The 25109-nt window shown below is 48.9% G+C and carries 21 protein-coding genes and 2 tRNA genes; 11 read left to right on the top strand and 12 right to left on the bottom strand.

What is annotated here, in order from left to right; translation table 11 throughout:
• The first annotated feature begins 363 nt into the window (after nt 1-363).
• The 10 genes from Q0090_RS01170 (at nt 364) to Q0090_RS01125 (ending at nt 10221) form a co-directional block, all read left to right on the top strand.
• Entirely contained in the window at nt 364-2937 is a 2574-nt protein-coding gene (locus tag Q0090_RS01170) for a DNA translocase FtsK (protein ID WP_297946668.1), read from the top strand.
• Nucleotides 2934-3581: an outer membrane lipoprotein carrier protein LolA gene (locus Q0090_RS01165; RefSeq protein ID WP_297946666.1), complete on the top strand. Its 648-nt coding sequence runs from the start codon at nt 2934-2936 to the stop codon at nt 3579-3581. Before Q0090_RS01170 ends, Q0090_RS01165 begins: the two co-directional genes overlap by 4 nt.
• Before the next feature lie 44 nt (nt 3582-3625).
• Nucleotides 3626-3976: an aspartate 1-decarboxylase gene (gene panD, locus Q0090_RS01160; protein WP_297946664.1), complete on the top strand. Its 351-nt coding sequence runs from the start codon at nt 3626-3628 to the stop codon at nt 3974-3976.
• Between the two features lie 39 nt (nt 3977-4015).
• Nucleotides 4016-5344 carry a signal recognition particle protein gene (gene ffh / locus Q0090_RS01155; RefSeq protein WP_297946662.1) on the top strand — a complete coding sequence of 443 codons (1329 nt, stop codon included), beginning with the start codon at nt 4016-4018 and terminating at the stop codon, nt 5342-5344.
• A gap of 17 nt (nt 5345-5361) precedes the next feature.
• Entirely contained in the window at nt 5362-6258 is an 897-nt protein-coding gene (gene folD, locus Q0090_RS01150; RefSeq protein ID WP_297946660.1) for a bifunctional methylenetetrahydrofolate dehydrogenase/methenyltetrahydrofolate cyclohydrolase FolD, read from the top strand.
• A gap of 169 nt (nt 6259-6427) precedes the next feature.
• Nucleotides 6428-7342: a hypothetical protein gene (locus Q0090_RS01145; RefSeq protein WP_297946658.1), complete on the top strand. Its 915-nt coding sequence runs from the start codon at nt 6428-6430 to the stop codon at nt 7340-7342.
• Nucleotides 7323-7829 (top strand): S4 domain-containing protein, encoded by a 507-nt coding sequence (locus tag Q0090_RS01140; protein WP_297946656.1) that lies wholly within the window; start codon nt 7323-7325, stop codon nt 7827-7829. The genes Q0090_RS01145 and Q0090_RS01140 overlap by 20 nt, the downstream gene beginning before the upstream one ends.
• Nucleotides 7830-7857: 28 nt before the next feature.
• The gene (locus Q0090_RS01135; RefSeq protein ID WP_297946654.1) at nt 7858-8391 is read left to right on the top strand and encodes a histidine phosphatase family protein; all 534 of its coding nucleotides are present in this window, start codon (nt 7858-7860) and stop codon (nt 8389-8391) included.
• A 170-nt stretch (nt 8392-8561) separates the two neighbouring features.
• A complete protein-coding gene (locus tag Q0090_RS01130; RefSeq protein WP_297946652.1) occupies nt 8562-9581 on the top strand; it encodes an NAD-dependent epimerase/dehydratase family protein in 1020 nt (339 codons plus the stop codon).
• A gap of 52 nt (nt 9582-9633) precedes the next feature.
• Nucleotides 9634-10221: a hypothetical protein gene (locus Q0090_RS01125; RefSeq protein WP_297946650.1), complete on the top strand. Its 588-nt coding sequence runs from the start codon at nt 9634-9636 to the stop codon at nt 10219-10221.
• 331 nt (nt 10222-10552) lie between these two features.
• Here the strand turns inward: Q0090_RS01125 and Q0090_RS01120 are convergent.
• From Q0090_RS01120 to Q0090_RS01110, 3 genes are all read right to left on the bottom strand, one after another.
• Nucleotides 10553-10628, bottom strand: a tRNA-Lys gene (locus Q0090_RS01120).
• Between the two features lie 53 nt (nt 10629-10681).
• A tRNA-Arg gene (locus Q0090_RS01115) sits at nt 10682-10755 on the bottom strand.
• A 530-nt stretch (nt 10756-11285) separates the two neighbouring features.
• Nucleotides 11286-12995 (bottom strand): AMP-binding protein, encoded by a 1710-nt coding sequence (locus Q0090_RS01110; RefSeq protein WP_297946648.1) that lies wholly within the window; start codon nt 12993-12995, stop codon nt 11286-11288.
• Between the two features lie 152 nt (nt 12996-13147).
• On the opposite strand from Q0090_RS01110, the gene rmuC reads away from it, so the two are divergent.
• Complete coding sequence (gene rmuC, locus Q0090_RS01105) at nt 13148-14491, top strand: DNA recombination protein RmuC (protein ID WP_297946646.1); 1344 nt, start codon at nt 13148-13150, stop codon at nt 14489-14491.
• Nucleotides 14492-14629: 138 nt separating this feature from the next.
• On the opposite strand, the gene Q0090_RS01100 is transcribed toward rmuC, so the two are convergent.
• From Q0090_RS01100 to Q0090_RS01060, 9 genes are all read right to left on the bottom strand, one after another.
• Nucleotides 14630-15265, bottom strand: a complete 636-nt coding sequence (locus Q0090_RS01100; protein ID WP_297946644.1) for a nitroreductase family protein — start codon at nt 15263-15265, stop codon at nt 14630-14632.
• A 5-nt stretch (nt 15266-15270) separates the two neighbouring features.
• Entirely contained in the window at nt 15271-16365 is a 1095-nt protein-coding gene (locus tag Q0090_RS01095) for an FMN-binding protein (protein ID WP_297946642.1), read from the bottom strand.
• A 59-nt stretch (nt 16366-16424) separates the two neighbouring features.
• Complete coding sequence (tilS, locus tag Q0090_RS01090; protein ID WP_297946640.1) at nt 16425-17846, bottom strand: tRNA lysidine(34) synthetase TilS; 1422 nt, start codon at nt 17844-17846, stop codon at nt 16425-16427.
• An 89-nt stretch (nt 17847-17935) separates the two neighbouring features.
• Nucleotides 17936-18757: a C4-type zinc ribbon domain-containing protein gene (locus Q0090_RS01085; RefSeq protein WP_297946637.1), complete on the bottom strand. Its 822-nt coding sequence runs from the start codon at nt 18755-18757 to the stop codon at nt 17936-17938.
• A 5-nt stretch (nt 18758-18762) separates the two neighbouring features.
• Entirely contained in the window at nt 18763-19860 is a 1098-nt protein-coding gene (locus Q0090_RS01080) for a Nif3-like dinuclear metal center hexameric protein (protein WP_297946635.1), read from the bottom strand.
• A gap of 8 nt (nt 19861-19868) precedes the next feature.
• Nucleotides 19869-21629: an aspartate--tRNA ligase gene (aspS, locus tag Q0090_RS01075; RefSeq protein ID WP_297946633.1), complete on the bottom strand. Its 1761-nt coding sequence runs from the start codon at nt 21627-21629 to the stop codon at nt 19869-19871.
• A 214-nt stretch (nt 21630-21843) separates the two neighbouring features.
• Nucleotides 21844-22020, bottom strand: a complete 177-nt coding sequence (locus Q0090_RS01070; RefSeq protein WP_297946631.1) for a hypothetical protein — start codon at nt 22018-22020, stop codon at nt 21844-21846.
• A 136-nt stretch (nt 22021-22156) separates the two neighbouring features.
• A complete protein-coding gene (gene asnS, locus Q0090_RS01065) occupies nt 22157-23554 on the bottom strand; it encodes an asparagine--tRNA ligase (RefSeq protein ID WP_297946629.1) in 1398 nt (465 codons plus the stop codon).
• Between the two features lie 28 nt (nt 23555-23582).
• Nucleotides 23583-24965, bottom strand: coding sequence for a pseudouridine synthase (locus Q0090_RS01060; RefSeq protein ID WP_297946627.1), 1383 nt, complete (start codon nt 24963-24965; stop codon nt 23583-23585).
• Nucleotides 24966-25109: the final 144 nt, after the last annotated feature.

The raw sequence follows: 25109 nt of genomic DNA, 5'->3' as shown, positions 1-25109 counted from the left end.
TATGAGAGGAGAACTGATACCCCTTCCCCTTCCCCTTGGTTGCGATTAAGGGGTGGGGGAGGCTACGCCTTGCAGGGGTTGCGCTTCGAGGATTTTTTGCCCTACGTGTGAATGCAAAAAAGATGCTGCCTAGTTTTTCAAAATTTCTTGCCCCGCAACAAAAAAAATTTCAGCCAGAAATGGGGGAACATTTTGGGTGAGATTTTTTTTGTTTTTGCCTGAGAAAGAAAATCTTTTTAGCCGGATGTTTATTCGAGGGGCGCTTGTCGGATTTTTTATGCGGACTATTCGCCTCCTTTACATATAGGAATTCTAGCCTTATTTCTTGCTAGATACCATACTAAATTGTATCTTTGCCGAGCAATGAATCCGCAAAATAAGAAACAACATAAGCCCTCCCTCTCTCGAAAAACAAGCAGAGGAACCCAAGGGCAAAACTCTAAGGGTAAGAAGCCTTCCGGCGATACGTGGTTTGCTCGCAAACGCAAAGGTGTAGTCGAAGATGCGAAGAGTATTAGTGTGCCGCGCAGTAGTATAGATTTTATAATCGGTACTCTGCTCCTATTGGTGACGCTGTATATCTCGGTCGCCATGGTGCATTACTTCTTTACGATAGAGCAAGATCAGAGTATTTTACATAGCACACAAGATGCCACCGAGCTCGTTGTGGGCGAGAATGCTGCCGAGAGCATCAGCAACTGCACGGGTCTCTTGGGCGCACGCATTGCCGATGGTCTCATAGATGGATTCTTGGGGCTGGGAAGTCTCTTCTTGCCCATTTTTATGTTGAGTGTTGGCTTCCGATTTATTTTGGGTTGGAGCCGAATCTCTCCGCTCAAGAGCTTGCTTTTCTCCACCTCTATGGCGCTTTGGGTATCCCTCTTTTGTGCCTATCTCGAGTCCATCGTTTCGCTGCAACTTCCCTTTGCGTTGGGAGGGGCATCCGGAGAACAGATCATTGCCGCCTTGGGGGCTCACGTAGGCTCTATTGGGATTATATGTATTCTGGTTGTCTCTTTTGTGATTGTACTTGTGCTTTGTAGGGCGAGTATTGTAGGCAAGGTGCGTACCATGGCCGAAGGCAAGAAGAGAAAAGGCAAAAAGAACGAGGCTGTTGCCCCCGAAATGCCGGGAGAAGACGATGACCGGGAAGAGATGCCGGGCGAAGAGCCGAGTGACGAAGATACCGAGGAGACTCAGCCCGTGGATACGGACGAAGAGCCCGGCGATGTGGAAGAAGAGGATCAGGATTCGACAGAAGGTAGCCACCCTGCCCAATCATTTGTCAATGGCAAAGAAGAACCTCTCACCCCTCGTGGAGGCGCAGCCCCCTCAGAGCCCCTTCCCTCTCAGCTTAGCTCCGGTATGACTATTGAGGTCGCACAAGGTGACGAAGTGGGTGATGAGTCTGCTCTACAAGAGAGACAAGCCTCGGGTAATACGACCCACGATCTCCCGGGATATACCTTCCCAAGTCTCGACCTCCTAGAGCGTTATGATAGAGAAGCTATGATGCCCGATATGGAAGAAATATCCGAGAACGAGCGTCAAATCATTGATACCTTGGAGAGTTTTAAGATCAAAGCTCGCCCAACAAAGGCTACGGTGGGTCCTGCCGTTACACTCTATGAGATAGAACCCGATGCCGGGATTAAGATCTCCAAGATACGTAGCCTCGAAGATGACATTGCCCGTAGCCTAAAGAGCGAAGGGGGAATCCGTATCATTGCACCCATCCCCGGGAAGGGAACCATCGGTATTGAGGTGCCAAATAAACGCCCCCAGACGGTGGCTCTCTATTCGCTGCTTACCTCGCGTAAGTTTGTCGAAAACAATATGCACTTGCCGGTGGCTATCGGTAAGACGATCACGAACGAAGTCTTTATGTTTGACCTTGCCAAGATGCCGCACCTCCTTATTGCCGGTGCCACAGGGCAGGGTAAGAGTGTGGGGCTGAACGTTATGATCACCTCGTTGCTCTACAGCAAACACCCCTCCGAACTTAAGTTTGTGATGATCGACCCCAAGATGCTCGAGTTCTCCATTTATGAGGCACTAGGGCATCATTATCTGGCTAAACTCCCCGATGAGGGTAGCTGTATTATCACAGATATGAATAAGGTGGTACCCACGCTCAACTCGCTATGTATTGAGATGGACAACCGCTACAGATTGCTATCAGACGCCCGAGTGCGCAATATCGCAGAGTACAATAGCTTGTTTGACAAAGGAGAGCTATCGGCTGCTGATGGGCATGCTCGTCTGCCCTACATTGTGCTGATTGTGGATGAGTTTGCCGATCTTATCATGACCTCGGGTAAGGAGGTGGAGAAGCCCATCGCACGTATCGCACAAAAGGCGCGTGCGGCAGGGATTCACATGGTGCTGGCCACACAGCGTCCTACTACCGATATTATCACGGGTACAATTAAGGCCAACTTCCCGGCTCGAATTGCCTTCAAAGTATTCTCGGCGGTGGACTCAAAAACCATCCTTGATGCACCCGGAGCCAATCATCTTGTGGGTAGGGGTGATATGTTATTCTACCAAGGAAAAGATATGCTCCGCCTTCAGTGTGCCCTTGTGGATACGCCCGAGACGCAGCAGATTGTGGACGAGATATCGCTACAGCCTGGCTATAGTGAGGCCTACCAATTGCCCGAAGCTCCGGTGGAAGAGGGGGACGAATCTCGTACCATCTCCCTTGATAAGCGAGATCCTCTATTCGACCAAGTTGCCACCATGGTGGTAGAGACGCAACAAGGGTCTGCCTCAAAAATCCAACGACAATTCGAGATCGGATTCAACAGAGCCGGCCGTATAATGGACCAATTGGAGGCAGCCGGGATTGTCTCCGCTCAGCACGGAAGTAAACCACGTGAGGTGCTTATCTCCGACATTCTCACTCTTAATAATTTACTAGAGAGTCTACGATGAAAACAAAGCGTATCGCCCTATGGGTTGCTTTGCTCGTATTTGTGGGGTGCATACTGCCCTCTGTGGCTACAGCCCAAACGAAGCAACCTTCGGCACAAAGCCTTATCAATACAGTGGCTCAACGCCTAGAGAAGGGCGCCAAGATCACCTTTACCGGAGAGCTTTTCGATGCCTCCGGGGCACGTGTCGAAACCAAAAAAGGGGTATTGTACACCTCGGGGAAAAAGTTTCGCATGCGCTACAATCCCATAGATGCCAACTACAATGGTCGGGAGTTTAGCTTCTATAATGCAGAAGATCGTACCTATACCATTATGCATCCCTCTATGGAAGATCTAGCGGCTCTTAACCCCTTCGTCTTCTTGTCTTCTTCGGCGTCTGTGTACACCATTAAGGAGATTAGTGGCACCAAGAATAGCCGCATTATTGTTTTCACTCCACGCAAGAAGATGGACAACATCACGGCCCTAGAGGTCTCTTTTTTACGCAAGACGAATGCCCCCTCCCAGATTGTAGGTATCTTTGCGGACGGTATGCGTCTGGTGATGAATGTAACCTCCATTGAGGGAGAGATCCCTTCGAGTCAAATGTTCATTCAGCAGCAATCCTCATACCCCGGTAGCGAACTTGTGGATCTTCGCTAGGACTATAAAAGAAGACGAATTAACGATTAAGAAAATAGAATTTCATGTTACTGCAAATGCTTAAGGCCAAGCTCCATTGTGTGCGAGTGACTGAGGCTAACCTCAATTATGTAGGCAGCATTACAATAGACAAGGCGTTGATGGAAGCGGTGGATATATTGCCGGGAGAGCGTGTTCAGGTTGTTAATAACAACAATGGCGAGCGTTTTGAGACCTATGTGATAGAGGGGCCCGCCCATAGCGGAGTGGTCTGTCTCAATGGAGCTGCAGCGCGTCTTGCTCAACCCGGAGACATAGTTATTATTATGGCGTACGCCATGATGGAAGAAGCCGAAGCGCGTACTTTCAAACCCAAAGTGGCGTTCCCGGACTCCGTTACCAACCGATTGCAGTAATACAAAACCTAGATTAGACTATAAACAACATCCCGATATATGTTTGAGAATCTCAGCGAACGCTTAGAAAGATCCTTCAAAAACCTCAAAGGTGAAGGCCGCATCACCGAGATCAATGTAGCCGAAACGCTAAAAGATGTGCGCCGTGCTCTACTTGATGCCGACGTTAATTACAACGTAGCAAAGAAGTTTACCGATACCGTTAAGGAGACAGCTCTTGGGCGTAATGTGCTCACGGCTGTACGCCCTAGCGAGATGATGGTAAAAATCGTACACGACGAGTTGGCTCGCCTCATGGGGGGAGAAGCTGTGGAATTGCGTCTACAGGGCTCGCCCGCTGTGGTGCTTATGTCGGGGCTTCAGGGGTCGGGTAAAACCACCTTCTCGGGTAAGCTTGCCAAGTTGCTCAAGACGCAACGCCATAAAAATCCCCTTCTTGTTGCTTGTGACGTGTACCGCCCTGCTGCTATCGATCAGCTAAAGGTCCTAGGCGAGCAACTCAATATCCCCGTATATGCCGAGGAAGACAACAAGAAGCCTGTGCAGATAGCAGAGCGTGGGGTTGCCTATGCTCGTGAGCACGGTCACGATGTTGTTATTGTGGATACTGCAGGCCGTCTTGCCGTAGATGAGGAGATGATGCAAGAGATTGCAGCCATCAAGGCTGCGATCAACCCGGACGAAGTGCTCTTCGTTGTGGACTCGATGACGGGTCAGGACGCCGTAAATACAGCAAAAGAATTCAATGATCGTCTTGACTTTGACGGCGTTGTTTTGACCAAGCTTGATGGGGATACACGAGGCGGGGCTGCCCTCTCTATCCGCACCGTAGTGACCAAGCCAATTAAGTTTGTTGGTACCGGAGAAGGGATGGATGCTCTCGATGTTTTCCATCCGGAGCGTATGGCCGATCGTATCCTTGGTATGGGTGACATCGTTTCTCTTGTGGAACGTGCCCAGCAACAGTACGACGAACAAGAGGCTCGTCGCCTAGAGCAACGCATCGCCAAAGACCAATTCGACTTTAACGACTTCCTCAAACAGATCCATCAAATCAAGAAGATGGGGAATATCAGAGACCTCGTTTCCATGATCCCCGGTGTGGGAAAAGCCATCAAGGATATCGATATCGATGATGACGCTTTTAAGGGAATCGAAGCTATTATCTACTCCATGACTCCCGAGGAGCGCTCGCATCCCAGCCTGCTCAATGGGCAGCGCCGTAAGCGTATTGCCAAGGGGAGTGGTACCACCGTGCAGGATGTAAATAAACTGATTACCCAGTTTGATCAAGCACGAAAGATGATGAAAACGGTGCAGGCTATGGGTAGCAACCCCAAGCAGATGGCACGTATGCGTCGTAAATAATAAACAACAATACAACTATGGATCCAATGTATCAAATACTAGATGGTCGTAAGATCTCGACAGAAATAAAGCAAGAGATTGCTCGCGAAGTTGCCGAAATGGTGAAAAATACGGGGCGTCGTCCTCACCTCTCTGCCATATTGGTAGGGCATGATGGTGGGAGCGAAGCTTACATGGCCTCTAAGGTAAAAAGCTGCGAAGAGGTAGGCTTTGGTTCTTCTCTTATCCGCTTCGATAGCGATGTGACGGAGGAGAGATTGCTCCAAGAGATCGATCGTCTAAACAGCGATGACAGCGTGGATGGCTTTATCATTCAGCTCCCCTTGCCCAAGCATATTGATGAGCAAAAGGTGATTGAGCGTATTGATTACCGTAAGGATGTGGATGGCTTCCATCCAATCAACGTGGGACGTATGAGCATCGGTTTGCCCTGCTTCGTCTCAGCTACTCCCCAAGGTATTGTAGAGCTGTTGCGCCGTTATGCCATCCCCACAAGAGGAAAGCACTGTGTGGTACTAGGGCGTAGCAATATTGTAGGAAAGCCCATTGCCCAACTCCTTATGCAGAAGGGAGAGCCCGGAGATTGTACGGTAACCGTATGCCATAGTCGCACTCCCAATATTAAGGAGGTGTGCCTATCTGCCGACATCATTATTGCGGCACTTGGTAGTCCCGAGTTCGTGACAGCCGATATGGTAAAGAAGGGAGCTGTTTTGGTGGATGTGGGTACAACACGAGTGCCCGATGCTACCAAAAAGAGTGGCGCTCGCCTAGTGGGAGACGTGAAGTTCGACGAGGTTGCTCCACTTTGCTCCTACATTACTCCAGTGCCCGGAGGGGTAGGACCCATGACGATTGTATCGCTCATGATGAACACCCTCAAGGCGGCTAAGAAGGAAGTCTTTTGCGATTAGTTTCCCCAAATAGCTGCATTCCTATAAGCAAATAAGAGTGATAAATGGATTTTCCCGCCCTGTCGGTTTCCTTCCTAGGGCACTTCCATTTGTCACTTTTCTTTTATTAGAGAGACTTCACCAGAGGGGAGAATAGAGGCAAGCTGATCACTCAATCTATACTACGTCCATGGCGCACTATCTGATTGTTCGCACCTCTTCGTTGGGGGATGTTGCCCTTAGCCTTAGGCTGGTCTATGCCGTGGCTAAGCAGTATCCTGAGCATCGCTTTACCTATCTCATGAAGCCTTCTATTACGGGGATTCTGGTTAGTCCTCCGCACAATTTGGAGGCAATGGCTATAGATATTAAGCACTCCGATCGCACGTTATTTGGGCTTATATCTTTGTCTAACAAACTGATATACGACCGGTTCGATGCGATCGTCGACTTGCAGCGTAGCTGGCGCGGTCGCTTTTTGTGCCGTCGCCTCCGTTGCTGTCGGGCTCGGATTCGCTGTACACGTATCGCCAAAAGTGCTGTGATAAAGCGCTGTCAAGAGCATATTCCTCTGTCGGATGCAGAGCAGATGCTTTCGTTATTTGCAGATACTTTTGCTCGTGCGGGGCTTCATGTGCAAGTACCTTATCCCTCATTCCCTAGAATCCATTACCCTGAGATTCACCCTAATCCTTTTTCCATTGGGATTGCTCCATTGCAAGGCGAGCAGCCCGACCAAGTTGATTTTGAGCATACAGCAGGGCTTATTACTGCGCTTCGGGAGGCATTCCCACGCGCCACGTTTTATCTTCTTGGAATCAAAAAGGAGTTGTATTCTAAGTATAGCACCCTTTTTGAGTTGCTACCTCGAGGGGTCAATTTCATCACCGGACTCTCATTTGCTCACGAATTGGCCTACCTATCACAGCTCTCTTGTCTTGTGTCGGTAGATAATTCGATGGCCTATCTTGCCCGCTTGATGGATACCCCTCTCATAGATGTTCCTTCGATCCATACGGAGGAGAATACTCTTTTATCAATCATTCATCAAATACAATCAATAACAAGCGAACAACCTGTTTCCCATGAATGTGAGAATCAATAAATTCCTAAGCGATACGGGCTTAGGCTCTCGCAGAGAAGTAGAATCCCTAATAGAAGAGGGGCGTGTTTGGATCAATGGAGATCGAGCTGAGCTGAGCGATGTAGTCTCAGAGGACGATGTCGTAGAATTGGATGGGGAGGAGCTTCCCGTGCGCGACTTACTCCGTGATATGGCAGCCGAGCAAAAACAGCGCATTGCTGAGCAGGCTTCTGTACGAATTGGCCGAGAATACATTGATGTAGACGAGGATAATGATCGCTCTTATCGCGCTCGCCCCAAGAATACAGGAGCAAAAAAGGATCGTCGTACCGATGGATTTGCTCCCATGGGGAAGCCTAAAACCGTAGGCGGTCGCCCTGCAAAGTTTCGCAAAGATAGAGAAGACGAGCACCCTTCTGCCCGTGGAAGTAGAGAAGAGCATCGCTCTTTCGATGCTAAGAAAAAGGGGCGTAAGGGATCTTTTGACGGCAAAAAGCGCTTTTCTTGATCAGTTCGTTTAGCAAAACCTTATCCCTATGAAAGTTAGTTTAGTACGTCACACTTCTGTGGAGTTAGATGGCAATTTTACTTGCTACGGAGCTCTTGATGTAGAGGTGAATCCTACCTTTGAGCAAGAGGCTGAAGGGGCGAAAGCTCGTATTGCAGATCTGCATCCCGATGGAGTCTTTACAAGTCCTCTCCGGAGGGCTGTAAAGCTAGCTACCTACTGTGGATATGGCGATGCCGTGCGAGATGATCGCTTGCGTGAGATGAACTTTGGAGCCTGGGAGGGGAAGCCTTGGAGCGAGATCCTGACCACCCAAGACATCCCGGCGTTTTTTAGATATTACGTGGATCATCGAACCCCCGGAGGGGAGTCCTTGGGCGATCAGCAAGAGAGGGTGCGTGCCTTCTTGGATGAGAAAAAGCAAGAGGGCTACCGGCATATATTGCTTTTTTGTCATGGGGGTGTGATCAATTGTGCTCGCACACTTGTGGGCGAAACCACTATTGTGGAGGCCTTTGCTTCCCTACCCGGCTTTGCATCCCACACTCTTCTTGAGTATTAATTAAACCTTATCACCTCCTCGCCTTCGGGTGGGCGGGGAGGTCTTTTATCCTAACTTTCGATTATTATGGAGGGCATAGAGCCATGTTTATCTCCCCTATTTTGGGTAGAATAGCTCATGCCTGCCAACTATTGCGTATATTTGAAGCAAAATAACTAGAGAGAATCATTATGAACGATAAGACCAATGTGCTCCTAGTGGGAGCTAGTACCGAGATCGGTCGTTATGTGCTGAAGCAATTATTGGCACGCAAAGATAAATTCAATATCACTGTTTTTGATATAAAAAAGAGTCGCTCACAGACGCTACTTGAGCCTCTTCACGAAGAAATAAACGTTGTCTATGGCAATCTCGCTCTACCGGCAGATACGGTAGAGGTGGTCAAAGGGCAAGATTTTGTAATCCATTGCGGTTTTCTCTCTTCGCAAACGGCTTGTAAGAAATACACTCTTGCTGAGGAGGTTAATGCCTTGGGAACTCGTTTCCTTATCGAGAATCTCGAGCATTATTCTCCCCAGGCCTATTTGGTCATGCTCTCCTCTATTGAGGTATATGGAGATAGACTCTCTGTACCCATGCTCCGTACAGACGATTTCTTGGCTCCCTCCATTGGCAACTTCTCGGCACTTACACGCATACAAGCAGAGAAGTTCGTACAGGATAGCTCGCTAGAGTGGACTATCTTCCGCCCTGGTATTGTGATGGGGACAGAGATGGAGGATATGGATGGCGAAATCTTCTTGATGCCTCTTGAGTCACACCTTGAGTTTGTACATGCCGAGGACTTGGCTTTCGCCCTTGTAGAGAGCTATCAGCATCGCTCTTCTCTCTGGAATAAAATCTTCAATGTGGGTGGGGGCTCTACGTGCCGTGCCATCTACTCGGACTTCCTTTCTCGTCTCTTCTCTACGATTGGTTGGGGCGAAATGGACTTCCCCGAGCGCACTTTTGCTACATACAATCGCTATGGCGGTTATTTTTCCGACGGAGATGCCTTGGAGGGAATCCTCCACTTTCGTAAGTATTCGATAGAGGATTATCTCTCGGAGTTGGCTAATGCCAAGACCCTAGCAGGCAAGTTGGCCACAAAGCTCTTTGGCGGTCTCCAGAAGAAGAATCTCTTAGCCAAGAGTGAGCCTTACAAGGCATTCCGTCAAAACGACTCGTCCAAGATGAAGTACTACTTCTAGAGGATAGAGTAACCCTTTCACCTGTATTATTCACCTTTTAAGTTCCGTATATATGGTAAAAAAAGTTCTCTTTAGTCTCTTTGTCGCTCTTATCCCTGTGCTCACTTTGAGTGCCCAATCTCAGAGATTCCCTCATACAGAGTCTCATGATCATAGTCACGATGGTAGGGTCTTTGTGGGAGGAAGTCTCAACTACTGGTATAATACCGATAACCAAAAAAGTACCTTCTCTTTCCGACCGGAGGCAGGATATTTATTCAATGACACTTGGGGGGCTGGAGCTTTTTTTGCCTACGAGTTCGAAGATGGTCAGCACGGCGTAGGGGTAACTCCCTTTGTGCGTTATTATTATTTGCACCGTCTACCCTTCAATCTCTACCTCGATGGTTGTGTTGGATGGAATATGACGCTCACCAAGGATGTTCTCAACAGAACGACTACAACGCACGGTTGGGAGGTAGGAGTGCGTCCAGGGGCTTGTATTGACCTTACGGAGGGGCTCTGCTTGTGCCTACGCTTAGGCTTTGTTGGCTACCGCGATAATTTTGGCATGGGAGAGGAACCCGGTATGGGTACAAAGGGCTTTGGTGTCCGCTTTGCTCCCGAAGAACTTCAGATCGGGCTCGAATTGGAATTCTGATCTCAGCCCTACTAGCAGGGGTATTCCCGCTTAGGATGGGTATGTATATAGAGAGAGGGGTAGATTTGTTTCTACCCCTTTTTTGTGCCCTGATTCATCCTTCTCTTGGGCTTGTAGAGAAGAGAGCCGAGAGGAAATAGTACAAAGAGAGCCCCTTGAACTACTAAAGGAAGAGAAGAGCAGAGTGGAATAGGGAAGTATAGGTGATATTGTTTTTGTTGCCCTTGAGGGCGCAAGAGGGCTCCACTAGTGTAGGGAGAGAAGAATCCCCACCACTCATTAGGGCAACAAAAAAGCCCTCAGTGTTGAGGGCTAAAATTTGTTTGTCAGATGGTGACCCCGGAGAGGCTCGAACTCTCGACCCACTGATTAAGAGTCAGTTGCTCTACCAACTGAGCTACGGAGTCATGCACCTTACTTGGTGACTTTTTTGGGAATCGCCTCTCCCGCTTCTCGATAGTGACCGATGCAGGATTCAAACCTGCAACCTTCTGATCCGTAGTCAGATGCTCTATTCAGTTGAGCTAATCGGCCAGTCCTAATAGGCGTTATCGATTTCCGAATGCAAAGGTACTACTTAATTTCTAATGCGCAATACCCTTGGGGGAACTTTTTTGCGTTCCGACTAGCGTCTAAGGGGTTGCTTATGTCCTATATATTTGGTTTTTAGTTTTTTATGGAGGAAAAGAATTTTTTCTCTGTAGATCAGATTTTTTTGCTCTTGCCCTCGTTTGAATGGAAAGTGGAGGCAAAATACCCTCTCAGCTACTGCCAGGCTTGGGAAGCTTTGGGAGAGGGGGATGAAACTCTGCCCAAGAAAATTTTAATTCTAGGCCTGTAGCAAAAGATTTTTAGGGTAGAATTCTGAGATTTTTCAGGCAGAATGGGAAGGTGTTTTTGGCTGGAATAGGGGAGTCGTTTTGGGTGGAAAAGAAAAGCCCTTTGGGGATCAATAAGATTCTCAGGAACTATTGCCTTCCTAGAGGGAAGAGAAAACAAGAAGAGGCAACTCCGTAGGGGGAATTGCCTCTTTCCATATAATGCAGGCCTACCGGCTAGGCATGTTAGCCATTCTTCTCTTCGTAGAGGAATCGTTTAATGCTTCGTTTGGGAGTCTTTACAAAAGGCTCTTCTTGTAGAATAAAGCGAGTGACCTTTTCGTAGGCAGCTACTTGATTGTTGAGTTGTGCTCGGAACTCTTCAATTCGCTGCCAAGCGGCCTCGGGGCTGAGTCCTTCGCGTTGGGCTACCTCGGGATCGGGTACGATAAGGGCTACGAGTCGGTCGCCTCTACGTACCACTAGGCTCTCTGCCACGAGGGCGAAGCCGTTGATCTTTTCTTCGATCTCCTCGGGATAGATATTCTGCCCATTGCTGGAGAGGATCATGGTCTTAGAGCGCCCACGTATGTATAGGTTGTTGTGGCGGTCTAAGGTGCCGAGGTCGCCCGTATGCATCCAGCCATCGGAGGTGAAGAGCTGCTCATTGGCTTCCGGATTTTTATAGTATCCCTGGCATACATTCATGCCTCGTACTTGTATCTCTCCGGGGGTATTGAGGGGGGCGCCTTCTTCGCGTACGATGCGTACTTCCATGGTGCTGAGGGGCTTGCCACAGCTCCCGGCTACCCAGCGTTTGTGGTTTTCGTAGCTGATAAGGGGGCCGCACTCGGTCATCCCATACCCTACTGTTAGGGGGAAATGGATCTTCTTTAGGAAGCGACCCACCTGCTCCGATAGGGCGGCTCCACCTACAATTACTTCGTAAAACTCTCCCCCTAGTGCCTGCTCGAGTTTGCGTCGGATGCTCTTGTATACGATGCTTTTGACCCCGGGTATGTGGGTGAGGAACTTAATAAGAGGTTGCTCTAGCTTGGGAGCAATTGCCTGCTTGTAGATCTTCTCCAGGATGAGGGGAACGGTTATGATGAGTTGTGGGCGTACCTTGGTAAAGGCGGCCATGATAACACGGGGAGAGGGAACTTTGCCCAATATGGTCACGTGCGCCCCCATGGTGATGGGGGTTACCAAATTGAATGCACAGCTGTAGGCGTGTGCTAGAGGCAAGAAGCAGAGCTCGCGATGCCCCCGATACATGAGGTCGAGTCGGTGAGCATAGAGGGCATTACCCGCTATGTTTTGTCCGGTAAGAAGTACACCCTTACTTACCCCTGTAGTACCACTTGTGTAGTTGATGTACATTACCTCGCTATTGTCTCGCTGAGCAAAGCAGATGCTCTCACGGTCGAAGTTACCGCCCTCGGTGTAGAGTTTCCATCGCTCGCGGTGAGCAATAGACTCCCTTATAGTATTTTCGTACCCCTCATCTTGCTTAGTGATGCGTACTATATCCAGCTCTTCTATCCCCATCAGTATCTCTACCTGGGGGCAATGATCGAGGTCGATAGCGGTGCGGAGCTTCTGGTCTAGGAACAGAACACGGGAGTCGCTATGATCAATAATACGCTCAGCATCCTGAGGATTGAAGTCTTGCAGGATGGGTACAATGACCGCACCATAGGTAATAGTGGCAATAAATATAATGCACCAGCGAGCCGAGTCCGCTCCCATGAGGGCCACCTTGTCTCCGGCTTTTATATCTGCAGTACGGAAGAGGGCATGGAGGCGTGCAATCTCTTGGGCAGCGTTACCATAGGTGAATGTTTCGTCCGTATCGTAGTCGGTAAATGCTGGTAAGTCAAAACACTCTTTGAAGGTATCTTCGATTACCTTTAGTAGGTTTCTATTTATATCGTCGTTCGTGTACGTATTCATGCACAGTTATTCTTTAGCTGTGCAAAAGTAGCTCTTATTTATGAATTGAGGGTACAGATAGGTACACAAATTGCTATAAAGTGTGTATTTATAGGTCAGATGGGGTGGAATATTGTACCTTTGAAGTCTGTAGAGTAATACCCTAAAGCAGTATGATATATTCCCTTATCGCAGCGATTATCGTTGTTGTTTGTCTTTGTTTTTTGCTTCTGAGAGAACATCGTATTTCTTTGTCAATCAGGGAAAAAAGGGAGCAAGAGCAAGCAGAGGTGGTAGCGAATCGCACTCTTATCGCTATGCAAAAGGAGGAAATCCGAAGAGTAACCGAGGAGCGTGAGCAAAGGCAAAGCTCCCTTGAGCAATTGAGGAACGAAAAGGAGAACCTAGAGCATGAGAGCTATCGTTGGCAGGTAGAGTGCCAGCATCTGCAACGTGCACTTGAGGAGGCAAGGCAGAAGAATCAAGACCAAGCCAAAGAGCTTCAATTGCAGTTCAAAGAGATTGCGACGCAGATTGTAGAAGAGCGCTCCAAAACCTTAGGAGTACGCAACGAGGAGACCCTTCGCCCCCTCCGGGAGGATATAGAACGCCTTGGCAAGAGGGTGGAGGAGACCTATAGTGCTGAGTCGCGCGAGCGTATCTCGCTGCAAAGTACCATCCGAGATCTAATGCAGCAGAGCGGCACGCTAAGTACCGAGACGAATGCTCTTATCAAAGCCCTCAAGGGGGATAGCAAAGTGCAGGGGGACTGGGGCGAGATGATTCTTGAGAACATTTTGCAGTCAAGTGGCTTGCGGCGTGGTGAGGAGTATATGGTGCAAGAGACGTTGCGAGATGAGCAGGGAGACGTTGTGCATCCTGCGGGTGAGAGAAGTGCTCTGCGCCCCGATGTGATCGTGCGCTACCCCAATGGTGGAGCCATGGTGATCGATAGTAAGGTCAGTCTTACGGCTTATAGCAGATATGCTGCCACGGAAGATGATGAGGAGCGTAAGCGTTTTGCTCAAGAGCATCTCGATAGTGTGCGCAAGCATATTATGGAACTATCGGCCAAGCGTTATCCCGAGTTTGTAAAGGGGGCTCCCGACTTTGTCGTACTATTTATCCCCAATGAACCGGCTTATACTCTGGCTCTCATGCAAGACTCCTCTCTCTGGGAATCGGCATACGCAAAGGGGGTTGTGCTCATTAATGGTACCAATTTGATCGCCGTGCTGCGCATGGCGCAAGATATGTGGCAGCGCGATCGTCAAATTAAAAATGTGGAAGAGATTGTACAGCGTGCCAGTTCCATGTACGACAAGTTTTGCATTTATGCAGCTACGCTTGTAGAGACGGAAGAGAAGATGGTAAAGGCAACAGAGAGCCTGCGCAAGGCACGAGGGCAATTGAGCGAGGGGCGAGGAAACTTTATCCATCAGATGGAGCAATTACGGGAATTGGGCGTCAAGAATACCAAGAATATCCCGACGAGTATTTTGCCCCCTACGGAGTAATCTTTACTCTATTATAAGGTTCTGTCCCAAGTATCTATCCGTTGTGTGATAGGCACTTGGGGCAGACTTTTATTGTGTTAGTTTAAGATCTCAGTCTCTGCCTCCCACAATCATCGGAGGCATATCTCTGGATTCTCTTTATTCCTCGTTGTACATATTGTAGGAGATGTTGCTCTCCTGCCATTTGTCTTTGGGGGTTACCTCACCATCAGGGTAACCTATAACAATGGTATTCAGCGGGATTAAAGTCTCGGGGAGCCCAAGCACCTCAGATACAGCGGCGCAGCGCTCTTCTGAAGGGTAGGTGCCGGTCCATACGGATCCTAGTCCCAGCCCGGTAGCAGCTAGGAGAATATTCTCTGAAGCTGCAGAGCAATCTTGAACCCAAAACTCACGGGCGTTGCCATCGAGCGCCTTGGTCATGTCGCCACAGACCACGATAGCTAGCGGAGCTCTAGCCACCATCTCTGCGTAGGGATTGGCCTTAGCAAGCTTTTGTAGCAAACTCTTATCCGTAACAACGACAAAGTGCCAGGGCTGTTTGTTTACGGCCGTTGGAGCTGCCATCCCGGCCCGGAGCAGCTTTTCAATCTTATCATCTTCGATAGACTTGTCTAGATAGGAGCGGACAGATGTGCGCTCGAGAATATTATTGAGAACCACCTCAGAGGTTTCCTGTTTTTGAGCCCTCTTACCCTCGGTTACTGCAAGCTTATAGCAGAGGAATACAAGTGCAATAGCGAGTGTTACATTGAGAATCGTTGAAGTCTTCATATCGTTTATTTTTTGTTTTGGGGAGTTGAATATTGACTGCACTTAAGGAGATAACCTGTGGGACAAACAAAGCTACAGTAGGGGCGCATAAGCACTGTGGAGAGGCCTACAAACAGGATAGCAATGGCAATGACCACCCATGAGGCTGATTGGAAGATAAAGGCAGAGAAGGGCTCGTAATCGATCCAATCGAACCATATGCCGGTCCATAGGCATAGCATGAGTACGGCCCATAAGACCTGACGAAATATATCCAAGAGTTTGATCGTCTTTGGCTTCATTTTGATCTTGTATTTTACGCATTTCCCTGCTAGCTCTTGCAATGAGCCAAACGGACACACGTGCGTACAGTAGTATGATTTCTTGCCAAAAAGGGGATACACAAAGGCGGTAATAAGCATGATAACCGGTATGATTAGCGCTACTACATTCATCCCATTTGACATATAGCTGATCATTGATGTGTAGTTCAGAAACGAGCCGCACCAGAAACCGAGTACGACAACATTAAGGATTTGCTGAGCTATCCGGTAGCGTTTATCTCGAACAAAAAGCGGTACAATGGCCGCTAAGAGTACGACGATTAGTCCGGCTATAGCCTTAGCAGAAAGGTCGAAATCTGACCAGATTGATCCCTTTACGGGATTATTCGCCGCGTACTGAAGTCCTCGCTGCACGTTCTCGATGATAGCCTTTGATGAGAATGTTGCACCGGATACTCCGTCTACCTTCAGCTGCTGTGCCTCCTCTAGGGTCAGTCCATCCCACTCACTAAGAAGTACTGATGCCGACTCAAAGAATTCGGGTGTCTCTGAATTTGGGAGGGGATTGACACTTTTAATTCTACCATCTTGCAAAGTGATTTCCAAAGGTACGGTACCTGCATAGCCTATGATGTCTTTCCCTAGTTCCGTAGTATTTAATCGTATAGAACCATCGTTAAGAAGGGTCATTGTGTCCGTCTTAGTAGCCTCTTCTTGTTGCTGCTTCAGATCTCGTCCTAAGACTTTTCCGTCTCTGCTCAGACTTACGGCCATGACCACCAGGAGAGATGTTATCAAATATAACAGTTGCTGTAGTTTCCCTGAATAATTCTTCATATAGCCTTTATACTATGGTTGCTTTTCACATTAAGGAGTTGCATTCAGATGGGTATCCTTTATTCCACGATAGGGGAGTAGGTGAGTTGTAGATAACAATGGGTGTCGGGGGTGACAGTAAAAGCCTCCGTGCGCTGTAGGGGCACTAACCAGAGCGGTTGCTCACAAGCCCGAAGTAGGGGGATGGAAGAAAAGAGCGCCGGTACCACCCCTTTTTCGTTGAATATCTTATGGATCGTTTTCCGCCCTTTAAGCCCAAAGGGTTGTATCTTTTCCTCCGGATCTATTGAGGAAATAGAGAGGGTAACCTCGCCTTTAGCATCAGAGCAGTGCAGACTTAGGGCATCCCAATCCAGCACGATAGAGAGAGGAGAAGTGGGGATAGCTTCATTCTTTTCGTGGATGGAGTAGGAAAAAATGCCGTAGGAGGTGCTTATCTCCCCTTGGTTCGAGTCTATGCGAAGGTATTCCACGGCTTCTTCTTTCTCTCTTGGAGGTTTGGAGATGAGGTGGAGTAGCCCTTTGCGACATTCCAATGTATAGTTGTTTGCCGTAATACTAACAGGTTGCGAAGATGAGAGTTGTGCCGAAAATTGCTCGATTGCATCGGCAGAAAATCCTTTTCCCTCCATAATATAATGGAGTAGGGTATGGGCAACGCCCGAGCGGAGTAGGCTCTCTACTTTATAGGTTGATATAGCGGTATAAGTGATGGGAAAGGGCTGAGGTACACGTGCTTCTGTAAGTAGTGCTTCGATGCCTTTTTGGTATATAGTCTCGGCGTCCCGCAGGTGTGCCAGTGTGCTTCTGGAGGTGGTAAGGAATTGGGGATTGAGTTCTTGGAAAAGAGGAATGATGCGATGACGGATAGCATTTCGCTTGATGGAGGTGTCTTGATTGGTGCTGTCGCTACAAAACGATTGTCCCAATAGAGCGAGAAAATCGTGTATTTCTTTGGGGTGCACCTCAAGTAAAGGACGGATAATTGAGCCACGTTGGGGGCGAATGCCACGGAGCCCGGTAAGCCCTGTCCCCCGAGAGAGATTCCCCAAAAGGGTCTCTACATTGTCTTGCAAGTGATGGGCTACGGCGATGGCTTCGATGCCCCGTTTGGAGGCTTCTTGCTCAAAAACTTGATAGCGGAGGTCACGAGCGGCCACCTCCACGGATAGCCGGTGGGTGGAGGCATAGGCACGAGTATCGAAGTGATACACCTCTAATTCAATCCCCAATTGAGCTGTGAGATCTCGGCAGAATTGCTCATCTCGTAGGCTTTCTTCTCCCCTCAAATGGAAATTGCAATGTATGGCAATTGGGTGATACTCAGTAATCTGTAAGGCAAGTAGTAGGGCCACCGAATCAGCCCCTCCACTTAGGGCTACGAGTACCGAAGCGTGTGGCTCCAAGAGTTGATAGCGACGGATACTTTGCCGCATGGTGCGCATCAGGGGGTGATGATAGATCTGAGGATTCGTCTTCATAAGGCGAATTTACAAAAAGAGGGCGTACCAAAAGTTGTTACTTCTGATACACCCTACATTTATATTAGGAGGAGATACTCAAAAGGTGTTTATTGCATTTTGAGTAGATCTGGGTCGATAATGATACGTCCGCAATACTCGCAAATAATCTCTTTTTTGTGGAGTTTGATTTCGAGCTGACGCTGAGGGGGAATGCGATTGAAGCATCCGCCACAAGACTCACGGTCGATGGGTACAACGGCTAGTCCGTTGCGAGCTCCATTGCGAATGCGGTGGAAGAAAGCAAGCACACGGGGATCTTGGATCTCTTTTTCTTGCTTAGCCGCTTCTTTGCGCAGCTTTTCTTCGTCTTCGTGTGTCTCCTGTATGATGCTATCAAGCTCCGACTTCTTGGCCTTTAGGTCGCCTGCACGGAGTTCGAATTGTTCCTTGTATTTTGCAATATCAGCCTTGCGAGCTTGCAGCTCTTGGGTGTATTCGCGTATTTTCTTCTCGCTGAGGGTAATCTCTAGCTCTTGGAATTCAATCTCTTTTGAGAGGTTGTCATACTCGCGATTATTGCGAACATTATCTATTTGAGCCTTGTATTTGTCGAGCAACTCGCGAGACTGAGCTATCTTGCTGCGCTCTGCAGTCACAGATTGAGATAGAGTCTTGGCAGAAGATGCGGTATTGTCGAGACGCGTTTGCAACTGAGCAAGGTCATTCTCTATGTTCTCAACTTCGAGAGGAAGTTCGCCACGAAGTATTTCAATTTCATCTATGCGCGATAGGGTTGCCTGCAGGCGAGCCAAAGCGGTGAGACGCTTTGCTACACGTTCTTCTGCGGTTTCTTGTTGGGCAACCGACGCGGCATCCTCCAGCTTTTGAGCGGTAGGTTCTTTCTTTGCTGGCGTTTCTTTCTTTGCCATATTACTTATAGGTGATTAACCGGATTATTGTCGTACAACGACTCTCGAAGCACAAAGTTAGGGAATTTTGCCGAGATAATGTCGCTAAATAGCCTGCGGGCAACAGATTCGCTCTCGTGATGTCCGATGGTGACAAAGAGGAGATGACCGGCCGCATCTAGGTAGTCGTTGTATTTTGCTTCGCCGGTGAGGTACACATCGGCATGCTGTGCAATCGCATTGGATAGGAAACTCCCTCCACTTCCACCGCACAGAGCAACGCGAGAGATCGCCTTCCCCAAAGGACGAGAGTAGGCAACATGCTCAACCTCAGGCCACTGAGATACTTTTTTTAGGAACTCTTCTTCGCTTATGGGATGGGGTAGTTCGCCGATGACACCTGTGCCAATTTTGTTTTGTGGAGTTGCTAGCGAAATGAGTTCGTAAGCGGGTACTTCGTAGGGATGAGTGGCGTAAATTGCTTGTATTACATTGTGGACGAGATGAGGCTCAACAAGGAGAGAAATTTGAGTTTCTATCACCTCCTCCAGTTCTCCTAGAGAGCCAATTGCGGGATTCGCTCCCTCCAATGGACGAAAATGCCCTCGCCCCTCTACCGAAAATGAACAACTATCGTAGCACCCCAATCTGCCTGCTCCTGCGGCACACATGGCACTCTCCACTTCGGGCGCAGAGGCGGTGGGCACCATAACCGATAGCTTGTAAAGGTTGCAAGGCTGCGCTACAAGGACGCGTATCTGTTGCAGGTGTAGCCGCTCGGCTAGGTAGTAGTTAATACCTTTAGCTGCATTATCCGCATTGGTATGAGCCGAATAGATGGCTACATCATGCTTGAGGGCGAGAGCAACGGTGCGCTCTTGGTAGGTCTGACACCCGATGCGTTTGAGAGGATGGAAGAGTAGGGGATGATGGGTAATAAGGAGATTACAGCCGGCCTCCAGAGCCTCTTGTACAGTGGCTTCGGTTGCCTCTACGGAAAGCATGGCCCCAGTGCATTCGAGCTGTGGGTTACCTACTTGCCAGCCGCTATTGTCCCAAGTCTCCTGTAGAGACAAGGGGCAAACTTCTTCTAGGGCTGCAATTATATCGAGATGGGTAGGCATCTAAGGATTTACTGCTCTTTGGCCGGGCGGAGGATGAGGTTGAGTTCATCAAGTTGTACCTGATCGATGGCCGAGGGGGCATCAATCATTACATCACGGCCGGCGTTGTTTTTGGGGAATGCAATGCAGTCGCGGATGGAGTCTAGACCAGCCATGATAGAAACCCAGCGGTCAAGCCCGAATGCTACCCCTCCGTGGGGAGGTGCTCCGTACTTGAAGGCGTTCATCAAGAAGCCGAATTGCTCCTCGGCCTTCTCCTTGGTAAACCCAAGTACCTCAAACATCTTATGCTGCAATTGTGAGTCGTGGATACGGATAGATCCCCCACCAACTTCTACACCGTTGATCACCATGTCGTAAGCATTGGCGCGTACGGCTCCGGGATCGGTGGAGAGGAGTGAAATATCTTCCGGCTTGGGGGAGGTGAAGGGGTGGTGCATTGCGTAGAAGCGTTGCGTCTCTTCGTCCCACTCGAGTAGGGGGAAGTCCACAACCCACAAGCACTCAAATTTGTTGGGATCTTTGAGCCCAGCAAGGTCGGCTACGTGCAGGCGGAGTGTACCCAATTGCTTGAGCACACTGTAACGTTCCGTGCCGAGTAGTATGAGGACGAGGTCTCCACTCTTTGCCTCTGCTGCCTGAGCTATTGCTTTGAGCGCATCAGCGTCGAAGAATTTGTCCACGGAACTCTTGAACGAGCCATCGGTATTGCACTTGATCCAGATAAGCCCCTTTGCACCAACTTGGGGGCGCTTTACATAGTCTGTAAGTGCGTCAATCTGTTTACGCGTGTACTCAGAGGCTCCCTCCACGGCAATAGCTCCCACGTAGGCGGCTTCGTCCATAAGGCTCATGCCATGCCCTTGGGTGAGAGATGTAATCTCACGGATGGGCATCCCGAAGCGGAGGTCCGGTTTATCACTTCCATAACTATTCATGGCTTCGTGCCAGCTCATTCTGCGGAAGGGGGTAGCGAGATTTACTCCACGTATTTTGCTGAAAAGCTCTACGGCAAGTCCCTCGAAGACTGTGAGGATATCCTCTTGATCTACAAAGCTCATCTCGCAGTCTATCTGTGTAAATTCGGGCTGACGATCGGCACGAAGGTCCTCATCACGGAAGCACTTTACGATCTGAAAGTAACGATCCATCCCAGCCACCATCAATAGCTGTTTGAAGGTTTGAGGCGATTGGGGGAGTGCGTAGAATTCATTCGGATTCATACGTGAAGGCACCACAAAGTCGCGGGCTCCTTCGGGAGTCGACTTGATGAGCATAGGGGTCTCGATCTCCAAAAATCCTAAACGATCTAGGTAATTGCGAGTAAGGAGAGCCATGCGGTGGCGTAGCTCAATGTTGCGCTTTACGGGGTCGCGACGGAGGTCGAGATAGCGATACTTCATGCGGAGGTCGTCCCCACCGTCGGAGTTGTCTTCGATGGTAAAGGGAGGTACTTCCGAAGGATTGAGTACTCGGCAGCTTGTTACCTCTAGCTCAATATCCCCTGTTGCTATCTTGTCGTTTTTGGCAGACCGCTCACGCACCACGCCGGTGGCTTGCAGTACACATTCGCGCCCTACACCATCGAGAGCCGATTGGAGCTCGGGGTGGGCAGAGTCGAATACGAGTTGAGTAATGCCATAGCGATCGCGAAGATCGAGGAATGCCATAGCCCCCATTCTACGAAGTTTGCTTACCCAACCTGCTAGAGTTACCTCTCTACCTATGTGTTCTTTGCGGAGCTCTCCGCACGTGTTTGTCCTATACATTTTGTTCTTCTATTAGCCTATAATCTCTCTATCAGGAGAGCTGTCAATTCCTAGTTACAAAGGTACTAATATTTGTATCTATATGGTTTCACGAAAGACAATCCCCACCCCTACAATCGAAAAGAATGCAGGGAGTGGGGATTTTTATGAGAATGGGTACACGATCAATCCCCCCTCAAGAGAGGAGTTGCACCCAACAAAGAGGAGGAGCCTATTACTCTGCTCCGGCTTTTCTATTGAGGAAGATATGGGCAAGAAACCCAATGATAACTAAGCCTAAGCCACCGCCCAATGTAACATTGCTCGTCTTATCTAAGAAGTGGGGTATAGCGATAACTAACACTCCGATGAGGAGGAGTATTGATCCGAGATACTTTTGGAGATTGTTCATATAGCTCTGTACTATCTATTTTGTTCTGAGTGCAAATTAAGCAATTATTGCTGAATCGGAGAAATCTTTATCCAGAAAAAGCAGCCCTATTGCCCTATTAGGTAGGGAAGATAGGCTGGCTTTCTCTTTGATTTCATTAGAATTCGGCATTATTCGGGGTACGAGGGAAGGGGATAACATCGCGGATGTTGCTCATCCCCGTTACGAAGAGGAGGAGACGCTCGAAGCCTAATCCAAAGCCGGCATGAGGTACAGATCCAAAGCGACGAGTATCTAGATACCACCAAATATCTTTCTCGGGTACACCCATCTCTTGAGCGTGAGTGCGAAGTTTTTCAAAGTCAGCTTCACGCTCACTACCACCGATAATCTCTCCGATTAGCGGGAAGAGAACGTCCATGCCTCGTACCGTCTTCCCATCCTCATTTTGCTTCATATAGAAGGCTTTAATCTCCTTCGGATAGTCGGTCATGATCACGGGCTTTTGGAAGTATTTCTCTACGAGATAGCGCTCGTGTTCACTGGCAAGGTCTACGCCCCAGTACACGGGGAATTCAAATTTACGCCCTTCGGCAATGGCCTTTTCGAGGATTTCGATCCCTTGTGTATAGGTGATGCGTTCGTAGCTATTGGCGAGAACGAAGCGAAGACGATCCATCAGATCCTTATCAAAGTGCTCTGAGAGGAAGGCGAGGTCGTCTGCACAATTATCAAGCGCCCACTGTACGCAATGCTTGGTAAACTCCTCTGCGAGGTCCATGTTGTCGTGTACATCGAAGAAGGCAATCTCGGGCTCAATCATCCAAAACTCGGCAAGGTGGCGAGGAGTATTGGAGTTTTCTGCACGGAAGGTGGGACCGAAAGTGTAGATACCACCAAGGGCAAGAGCGGCAAGTTCCCCCTCGAGCTGTCCGGAGACGGTGAGGGCGGTAGGTTTGCCAAAGAAGTCTTTTTTGTAATCTACCTCGCCGTCCTTGTTAAGGGGTAACTTGTCTAGGTTTAGAGTCGTTACACGGAACATCTGCCCGGCTCCCTCGGCATCGCTAGAGGTGATGATGGGGGTGTGTACATAGTAGTATCCCTTCTTGTGGAAGAAGTCGTGGATGGCAATAGCCATATTGTGTCGGATACGTAATATAGCTCCGAAGGTATTGGTGCGGGGGCGTAGATAGGCAATATCGCGGAGGAACTCCAAAGAGTGTCCTTTCTTTTGTAGAGGATAGCTATTGGGGTCGCATGTGCCAAAGATGGTAATTTCCTTGGCTTGTAGCTCGATGCTTTGCCCGGCACCTTGAGAGGCAACGAGAGTACCTCGCACGGCCAGAGATGCCCCGGTAGTGATTTGTTGCATAACCTCGGGTGAGAAGCGAGCCAGATCTGCTACGATTTGTAGATTATGGATACAGCTACCATCGTTGAGCGCAATGAAGCTTACTGCTTTGTTGCCACGGCGCGTACGCACCCAACCCATAACTGTGATTTCTTGATCTAATGTAGGCGAGGCAATAACCTCTTTAATCATCAATCTTTTCATGTACAGATATTGTTATACTCTCTCTATTTTATTCGTAGAAGTCGTGGCGGAGATTGCGTACTTCGTCCTCTGTGAGGTAACGCCATCTGCCTCGAGGTAGATCTCTTTTAGTTAGTCCGGCAAAGTAAACGCGATCGAGTTTGTAGACGCGATAGCCCAGGTGCTTGAAGATACGACGCACGATGCGGTTACGGCCCGAGTGGATCTCGATACCCACAATGGCGAGATTGTTTTCGTCTACATAGCTGATAGCATCTGCATGGATTTCCCCATCTTCGAGCTCTATACCCGAAGCAATTTGTTGCATGTGCTCTACCGATACGGGTTTGTCGAGTGTTACTTGATAGATTTTCTTCTTCTCGTACTTTGGGTGCATGAGCTTTGCTGCTAGGTCTCCATCGTTGGTAAGAAGGAGAAGTCCTGTGGTGTTTCTATCGAGGCGTCCTACCGGATAGATACGTTCACTACAAGCATTACGCACCAAGTCGATGGCTGTGAGTCGCTTCTCGGGATCGCTGCTGGTAGTTACGCAGTTGCGTGGCTTGTTCAGAAGTACGTATATCTTCTTTTCAATGGAAACGGGCTTCCCATCCACCGAGATAAAGTCTTCTCGTGTGACGTGCTTCCCTAGTTGAGTGACCACCTCTCCGTTTACAGAGACGTGCCCCTCCACGATGAGTTGGTCGGCAACACGGCGAGAGCATACGCCTGAGCTGGCCAAGAACTTATTGAGACGAAGCGGAGTCTTAGGATCCACTGGCATCTCAGGATAAGAGATAACCTCCTCCGGTCTGCGTTGAATTTTCTTCTTTTTCTTTTTCTTCCCCTTGGAGGAGGCTTGGGCATCATGGGCTGTTTTTTCCTCGAGTGGCTCTGCGCTATGACGCTTCTTTTGTCGCTCAAAAGGATAGATGGGTCTATTGTCTGCTCTCCCTCCTGCTTGCGAAGAATTTCTTTCACGGACGTGGTGGGGGGGGCGGTGTGAAGAGGTGCGTACGGGTTCTTCTTGCTCAAGCATTTGCATGGTGCGCCCTATCACTTCATCGGCTTCGCGTGATAGTTTGGCAAACATGCCTTCGAGCGATATATCCCAATCCTCGTCATTATTGGTCTCCTTTGGCTGTGCCGCAACACGGGTGGCATCATTGTTTCTACTAATGATAGATGCGCTACCATGCTTGTCTTCATCGGTGGAAACAAGGATACAACTTTTGCGATCGGTGGCTTGTGTAATCCGGGTGCGCGTACGCTTGCGCCCTCCTATATTTGTTTTGGCCCGAGTCTCGTCGTTCGAGATTTTTGAATCTGAAGCCGTGGCATCTTGTTCCTTCCCAGATGCTGCCTCTCCGGAGAGCTTCTCCTGTCTTTGGAACTCTCTCTCTTCAGATTCGAAGGAGTCTTTATTTTCCATTCAGATAATTTAGTGATCTACTTTTGAGTGAGTGTAGACTCTTTTTATTTTGTCCTAATAAAATATTTGTCTTGATCTCGTACACCTCTCGTGTATGGAATCAAGATGATGAAAAGGAACACGCTAGACGGAATAGAGCGATGT

It is taken from the genome of uncultured Porphyromonas sp. (genome assembly GCF_938023125.1).
In the GTDB taxonomy this organism is placed as follows: domain Bacteria; phylum Bacteroidota; class Bacteroidia; order Bacteroidales; family Porphyromonadaceae; genus Porphyromonas.
This window is presented reverse-complemented; position numbering and strand designations above follow the sequence as displayed.